The sequence below is a fragment of the Pseudomonas sp. Pseusp3 genome (assembly GCF_047304225.1).
Lineage (GTDB): Bacteria > Pseudomonadota > Gammaproteobacteria > Pseudomonadales > Pseudomonadaceae > Aquipseudomonas > Aquipseudomonas fluorescens_CD.
The window spans coordinates 64,364-70,592 of sequence record NZ_JBGLYV010000023.1; the positions used below are offsets into that span (position 1 = coordinate 64,364).

General features: G+C 58.4%; 6 protein-coding genes. 3 read left to right on the forward strand and 3 right to left on the reverse strand.

Going from position 1 to position 6,229, the window contains the following annotated elements; genetic code table 11:
- Positions 1-6: 6 nt before the first annotated feature.
- A complete protein-coding gene (hemJ, locus tag ACCD00_RS10535) occupies positions 7-438 on the reverse strand; it encodes a protoporphyrinogen oxidase HemJ (RefSeq protein ID WP_008017444.1) in 432 nt (143 codons plus the stop codon).
- 135 nt (positions 439-573) lie between these two features.
- On the opposite strand from hemJ, the gene argC reads away from it, so the two are divergent.
- Positions 574-1,608, forward strand: coding sequence for an N-acetyl-gamma-glutamyl-phosphate reductase (gene argC, locus ACCD00_RS10540; RefSeq protein WP_413424213.1), 1,035 nt, complete (start codon positions 574-576; stop codon positions 1,606-1,608).
- A gap of 166 nt (positions 1,609-1,774) precedes the next feature.
- Positions 1,775-2,125, forward strand: a complete 351-nt coding sequence (gene erpA / locus ACCD00_RS10545; RefSeq protein ID WP_007906865.1) for an iron-sulfur cluster insertion protein ErpA — start codon at positions 1,775-1,777, stop codon at positions 2,123-2,125.
- A gap of 68 nt (positions 2,126-2,193) precedes the next feature.
- Here erpA and ACCD00_RS10550 read toward each other — a convergent pair whose 3' ends face one another.
- Both ACCD00_RS10550 and ACCD00_RS10555 read right to left on the reverse strand, forming a co-directional pair.
- Positions 2,194-3,285, reverse strand: coding sequence for an anhydro-N-acetylmuramic acid kinase (locus ACCD00_RS10550; RefSeq protein WP_413424215.1), 1,092 nt, complete (start codon positions 3,283-3,285; stop codon positions 2,194-2,196).
- 3 nt (positions 3,286-3,288) lie between these two features.
- A complete protein-coding gene (locus tag ACCD00_RS10555) occupies positions 3,289-4,707 on the reverse strand; it encodes a peptidoglycan DD-metalloendopeptidase family protein (protein WP_413424217.1) in 1,419 nt (472 codons plus the stop codon).
- 211 nt (positions 4,708-4,918) lie between these two features.
- Between ACCD00_RS10555 and tyrS the strand changes: the two genes are divergently transcribed.
- Complete coding sequence (gene tyrS / locus ACCD00_RS10560) at positions 4,919-6,118, forward strand: tyrosine--tRNA ligase (protein WP_057396307.1); 1,200 nt, start codon at positions 4,919-4,921, stop codon at positions 6,116-6,118.
- Positions 6,119-6,229 lie beyond the last annotated feature (111 nt).

The window sequence follows — 6,229 nt, forward strand, 5'->3', positions numbered from 1 at the left end:
TTGGATTTAGAACGGCCGAACGACGACCAGAATTACGATTGCCAGCAATATCAGAACCGGAACCTCATTGAACCAGCGATAAAAGACATGGCTGCGGGTGTTTTCGCCACGGGCAAAACGTTTTACCTGCGCGCCGCACATGTGGTGGTAGCCGATCAGAATCACCACCAGCGTCAGCTTGGCGTGCATCCAGCCACCCTGAGTGAAATACGCACTCGGATTGAGGCTGATCAGCCAGCCGCCAAAGATCAGCGTCGCGATCATCGCCGGGCCCATGATGCCTCGGTAGAGCTTGCGCTCCATGATGCTGAAGCGTTCCTTGCTGACGGTATCTTCGCTTTGAGCGTGATAGACGAACAGCCGCGGCAGGTAGAACAGGCCGGCAAACCAGCTGACGACGCTGACGATGTGAAGCGCTTTGAGCCACAGATAAAGCATTTTTAGTTATTCCCCAATTCACGGTAGCCGGAATAGTAGAGGCTTGAGGCTCCGCACGTCACCTTGACGGTTGTCGCAGGGGCGCGCGCCCCCTATTATCGACGGCTTTCCAGTGGGTTCGTTGAGGGCAGGTTTATGGTCAAGGTCGGTATCGTCGGCGGCACGGGTTACACCGGTGTCGAACTGCTGCGTCTGTTGGCGCAACATCCGCAAGCTGAAGTGGTTGTCATCACTTCCCGATCCGAGGCCGGCCTGGCCGTAGCCGACATGTACCCGAACCTGCGAGGCCATTACGACGGCCTGGCGTTCAGCGTTCCGGACATCAAGACCCTCGGTGCTTGCGATGTGGTGTTCTTCGCCACGCCGCACGGTGTTGCCCACGCCTTGGCGGGTGAACTGCTGGCGGCCGGGACCAAGGTCATCGACCTGTCGGCCGACTTCCGTCTGCAAGACGCGGATGAATGGGCCAAGTGGTACGGCCAGCCGCACGGCGCACCGGAGTTGCTGGACGAGGCGGTTTACGGCTTGCCGGAAGTCAATCGCGAGCAGATCAGGAAAGCACGCCTGATCGCCGTGCCTGGCTGCTACCCGACTGCAACGCAATTGGGTTTCCTGCCATTGCTCGAAGCCGGCCTGGCCGATGTTTCGCATCTGATTGCCGACTGCAAATCCGGCGTCAGCGGTGCCGGTCGTGGTGCCTCCGTAGGCTCGCTGTATTCCGAGACTTCGGAAAGCATGAAGGCCTATGCCGTCAAAGGTCACCGTCACCTGCCGGAAATTCGCCAGGGGCTGCGTCGTGCAGCGGGCAAGGATGTCGGCCTGACCTTCGTTCCACACCTGACACCGATGATTCGCGGCATTCACTCGACGCTCTACGCCACTGTTGTTGATCGTTCGGTGGATCTGCAGGCGCTGTTTGAAAAGCGTTATGCCAACGAACCGTTCGTCGATGTGATGCCTGCCGGCAGCCATCCGGAGACTCGTAGCGTACGGGGTGCCAACGTCTGCCGTATTGCCGTGCATCGCCCTCAGGATGGCGATCTGGTGGTAGTGCTGTCGGTGATCGACAACCTGGTCAAAGGGGCGTCGGGGCAGGCGGTGCAGAACCTGAACATTCTGTTCGGGCTGGACGAGCGTCTGGGCCTGTCTCACGCAGGCATGTTGCCGTAAGGTTTATCGAGTACAGCAAAAGGCCCGTCTGACGGGCCTTTTTGCATTCCGGGCCGGCGATTGGATTGGTTGATATACCATAACAATAGTTGACCGCTTTTCTAGGAGAAGCGGATAATGCGCGTCATCACGCAATATGACGGCGTAACGCCGGGAGATAGTCAGCATGAGCGTCGAATCCTTCACCCCCACGGCTTTGCAATTCACCCACGGTGCCGCGCACAAGGTGAAGAGCCTGGTCGATGAAGAGGGGAATGATCGCTTGAAGCTGCGCGTATTCGTTACGGGCGGCGGTTGTTCAGGTTTTCAGTACGGCTTCACTTTCGATGAGGAAGTGGCCGATGACGACACCATCGTCGAGCGCGAAGGTGTGAGTCTGGTGGTCGATCCGATGAGCTTCCAGTATCTGGCGGGTGCCGAAGTGGACTACCAGGAAGGTCTGGAAGGTTCGCGTTTCGTCATCAAGAACCCGAATGCGACCACCACCTGTGGCTGCGGTTCTTCGTTCTCGATCTGATCAGCGCACCTGTTCCACAAAACGCCGCACGGCCTCATGGTCTTGCGGCGTTTTGCTGTGTGGAGGATTCAGGCGGGGTAGATGGCGCCGAGTACGCGCAAACCACGGGCACCGGTAACGCTCGGGCGGTTTGCAGCGATGCCTTCGAGGCAGCAATGAGCCAGCCACGCAAAGGCCATGGCTTCGACCCAGTCGGGGTCTACACCGTAAGTAGCGGTGCTGCTGACACTTGCGTTTGGCAACAGGTTGGCCAGGCGACTCATCAGCGCGGTGTTGTGGGCGCCGCCGCCGCAGACCAGCAGTTCCTGCGTGTCTGCCTGGGCACTTTGCAGTGACTCGATGATGGTCAGCGCGGTCAGCTCAAGCAGCGTCGCCTGAACATCCTCGGCGCTGAAGGCTGGCAGTTGTGCCAGATGCTGCGTCAGCCATGGCAGGTTGAACACTTCCCGGCCGGTACTCTTCGGGCCTTTGGTGACAAAGAACGGATCGCTGAGCAGCGCATTCAACAGCACCGGTCGGACGTTGCCACTGGCAGCCCATTGGCCGTCACGGTCAAAGTGATCGCCGCGTTGCTGATTAATCCAGGCGTCCAGCAGCACATTGCCTGGGCCGCAGTCGAAACCGGCAACCGGCTTGCCGGGCTCGATCAGGCTGAGGTTGCTGAAGCCGCCTACGTTCAGCACCGCGCGGTTGCCGGCCCGTTTTTCAAACAGGGCTTCATGAAAGGCGGGAACCAGCGGTGCGCCTTGCCCGCCGGCAGCAACATCGCGGCTGCGGAAATCGCTGACCACGGTGATGCCAGTCAGCTCCGTCAGCAGGGCCGGGTTGCCGATCTGCACGGTAAAACCGCGAGCCGGTTCATGACGGATGGTCTGGCCATGGCTACCGATTGCCCGAATGTCGTCAGGCTTCAATTGCTGTTGAGCGAGAAGGGCATGAATCCCTTGGGCTGCCAGTTTCACCCAGTTCTGCTGGGCGACGGCGGAGCGGGCAATTTCGTCCGGGCCACTGGCGCACAAGCCAAGTAGCTCGGCGCGCAGGGAATCGGGCATCGGGATGTAGTGGGAGGCAATCAGCCTGATCGCCGGGGCTTGCTCGATCAGCGCGATATCCAGGCCATCAAGGCTGGTCCCGGACATCACACCTATATAGAGCGCCATGACTTAACGCTTGCTCGAAGCCAGCAGGGTGGCTTTTTCCTGTTCCATGCGCGCCATCAGCGGCTGGCTTTGGGCGAGGAAGCGTGCGCGTTCGGCCTTGGCAATCGGATCGGCCATCGGCAGTTTCTGGCCCAGCGGGTCGACGTGCACGCCATTGACCTGGAACTCGTAGTGCAAGTGCGGCCCGGTGGAGAGGCCGGTAGTGCCGATATAGCCAATCACCTGGCCCTGTTTCACCGTGCCGCCAGTCTTCACGCCTTTGGCGAAGCCTTGCATATGGCCGTAGAGCGTGGTGTAGGTATTGCCGTGCTGGAGGATCACGGTATTGCCGTAGCCACCACGGCGGCCGGCGAGCAACACCTTGCCATCACCGGCCGCCTTGATCGGCGTACCGCGCGGCGCAGCGTAGTCGACACCTTTGTGGGCGCGGATCTTGTTCAGGATCGGGTGTTTGCGGCCCATGGAAAACTTCGAGCTGATGCGGGCAAAGTCCACCGGTGTGCGGATGAACGCCTTGCGCATGCTGTTGCCGTCAGCGGTGTAGTAGCTGCTGTTGCCCTGTTTGTTGGTGTAGCGAACCGCGGTGTAGGTCTTGCCGCGGTTGGTGAAACGCGCCGACAGGATCGGGCCGTTGCCGACGGCTTTGCCGTTGACTACCTTTTGCTCGTAGATCACGTCGAATTCGTCGCCCTGGCGAATATCCTGGGCAAAGTCCACGTCGTAGCCAAACACGCTGGCCATGTCCATGGTCAGGCTGTGGGACAGGCCTGCACGGGCCGCGGACTGCGACAGCGAGCTGTTGATCACGCCGTGAACGTAAGCGGAGCGCACGCTCGGTTTCGCGGTAATGCGGTTGAACGTGTAGCCCTTGTCGTTCTTGGTCAGGCTGATGCTTTCGAGGTCGTTGAGCTTGCTGTGCAAGTTGCTCAACTGGCCGTCAGGGCTCAGTTCGAATTCGAGTTTTTGCCCATGCTTGAGCTGGCTGAACTGCTTGGCCTGCTTGTCGCTGGCCAGTATTTCATGCACTGAGGTGGTGGGGAGGCCGACTTTCGCGAACAGAGTAGAGAGGGTGTCGCCCTTGGCGACGATCACTTCCCTGTGGCTTGCCGGCTTCTTTTCTTCGACGACCGGCGCCGGCTCGGCCAGAGCTGTTTCCTGGGTGTCCTCGGCGCTGTTGTCGATCTGCGCGAAGGGAGATGTTGCTGGTTCATTTGTGGCTTGAACGGCGTCAGCAGCGTCTTGATCTTGTGTCAGTTGTTCAGCAGGACTTTCCAGTTCAAGACTGAGGGTCGTCTTTTTGGCTTCAACATCGCTGGAAGGGAATACCAGGAGCGCCAGGCTGAGAAGGGCGGCGATGCCACTTGCGGCGAGCAGGTGGGTTTTCGGGTAAAGCGGCGGCGCTTTAGACGATTCTGTGGTCATAAGTGGTTTTGACTTTGAAAAAGATGAATTGGAAAAGATGAATGACATGATGAAGATGAAATAACTGTATAAAATATAACCAAATCATCTTTGAAGCAAGTCCGCAGGCACCCTGTCTGCGGATTGGCGTCCGTGCGCCGGGCAAACCTTGTATTTGACGCGCGATCTTGTATGGTTGGTTCCCTTTGAATCTGAGCCTTGCGGGTCTGTTATGAAGTCGGTTGAAGAGCAGCTAGCGCTGATCAAACGTGGTGCGGAAGAACTGTTGGTCGAGTCCGAGCTGATTGAAAAGCTCAAGCGTGGCCAGCCGCTACGTATTAAGGCGGGCTTCGATCCAACGGCTCCGGATCTGCACTTGGGTCACACCGTGCTTATCAATAAGCTGCGCCAGTTCCAGGAACTGGGGCATCAGGTGATCTTCCTGATTGGTGACTTCACCGGGATGATCGGTGATCCGAGCGGCAAGAGTGCTACGCGCCCGCCGCTCACTCGCGAGCAGGTTCTCGAGAACGCCGAGACCTACAAGACTCAGGTCTTCAAGATTCTGGATCCGGCTAAAACCGAGGTGGCATTCAACTCCACCTGGATGGATCAGATGGGGCCGGCCGACTTCATTCGCCTGACTTCGCAGTACACCGTGGCTCGCATGCTCGAGCGCGATGACTTCGACAAGCGCTATACGACCAATCAGCCGATCGCCATTCATGAGTTCCTCTATCCGCTGGTTCAGGGTTACGACTCGGTAGCTCTGCGCGCAGACGTCGAGCTCGGCGGCACCGATCAGAAGTTCAACTTGCTGATGGGGCGTGAGCTGCAGCGTGGTTATGGTCAGGAAGCCCAGTGCATTTTGACCATGCCGCTGCTTGAAGGCCTGGATGGCGTGAAGAAGATGTCCAAGTCCCTGGGCAACTACGTCGGTATCCAGGAAGCGCCGGGCGTGATGTACAGCAAGCTGGTCTCCATTCCGGATGTGCTGATGTGGCGATACTTCGAGTTGCTCAGCTTCCGCTCCATGGATGAGATCAATGCGTTTCGCGCTGATGTGGAGGCGGGCGCCAATCCGCGCGATATCAAGATCAAGCTGGCTGAAGAGATCGTTGCGCGCTTCCATGGTGAGGAGGCTGCGGCCAATGCTCATCGTGCAGCCGGTAACCGTATGAAGGAAGGCGAGCTGCCGGATGATCTGCCAGAGATCGAATTGACGGCTGCCGAAGATATGCCGATCGCTGCCGTCCTTAATAAAGCGGGCCTGGTGAAGAACTCGGCGATGGCGCGAGATCTTCTCGGTTCGGGTGGCGTGCGTATAGATGGTGAGGTGGTTGATCGCACCTTTATATATGCGTTGGGTGCAACCCATGTTTGCCAGGCCGGCAAGAAGGCATTTGCGCGTATTACGCTCAAGGCTGAATAAAGTTGAAATAAAGTGTTGACGGCGAATTTTAGAAGCCTATAATTCGCCCCACTTCCGGCGCAGTCGAAACGGAAAACTCCTTGGAAAACAAAGAGTTATGTAGGTTTCGGC

Bases quoted from the DNA above. Each gene is read 5' to 3' on its own strand.
- hemJ (WP_008017444.1), bottom strand. From the start codon at position 438: ATGCTTTATCTGTGGCTCAAAGCGCTTCACATCGTCAGCGTCGTCAGC.
- argC (WP_413424213.1), top strand. From the start codon at position 574: ATGGTCAAGGTCGGTATCGTCGGCGGCACGGGTTACACCGGTGTCGAA.
- erpA (WP_007906865.1), top strand. From the start codon at position 1,775: ATGAGCGTCGAATCCTTCACCCCCACGGCTTTGCAATTCACCCACGGT.
- ACCD00_RS10550 (WP_413424215.1), bottom strand. From the start codon at position 3,285: ATGGCGCTCTATATAGGTGTGATGTCCGGGACCAGCCTTGATGGCCTG.
- ACCD00_RS10555 (WP_413424217.1), bottom strand. From the start codon at position 4,707: ATGACCACAGAATCGTCTAAAGCGCCGCCGCTTTACCCGAAAACCCAC.
- tyrS (WP_057396307.1), top strand. From the start codon at position 4,919: ATGAAGTCGGTTGAAGAGCAGCTAGCGCTGATCAAACGTGGTGCGGAA.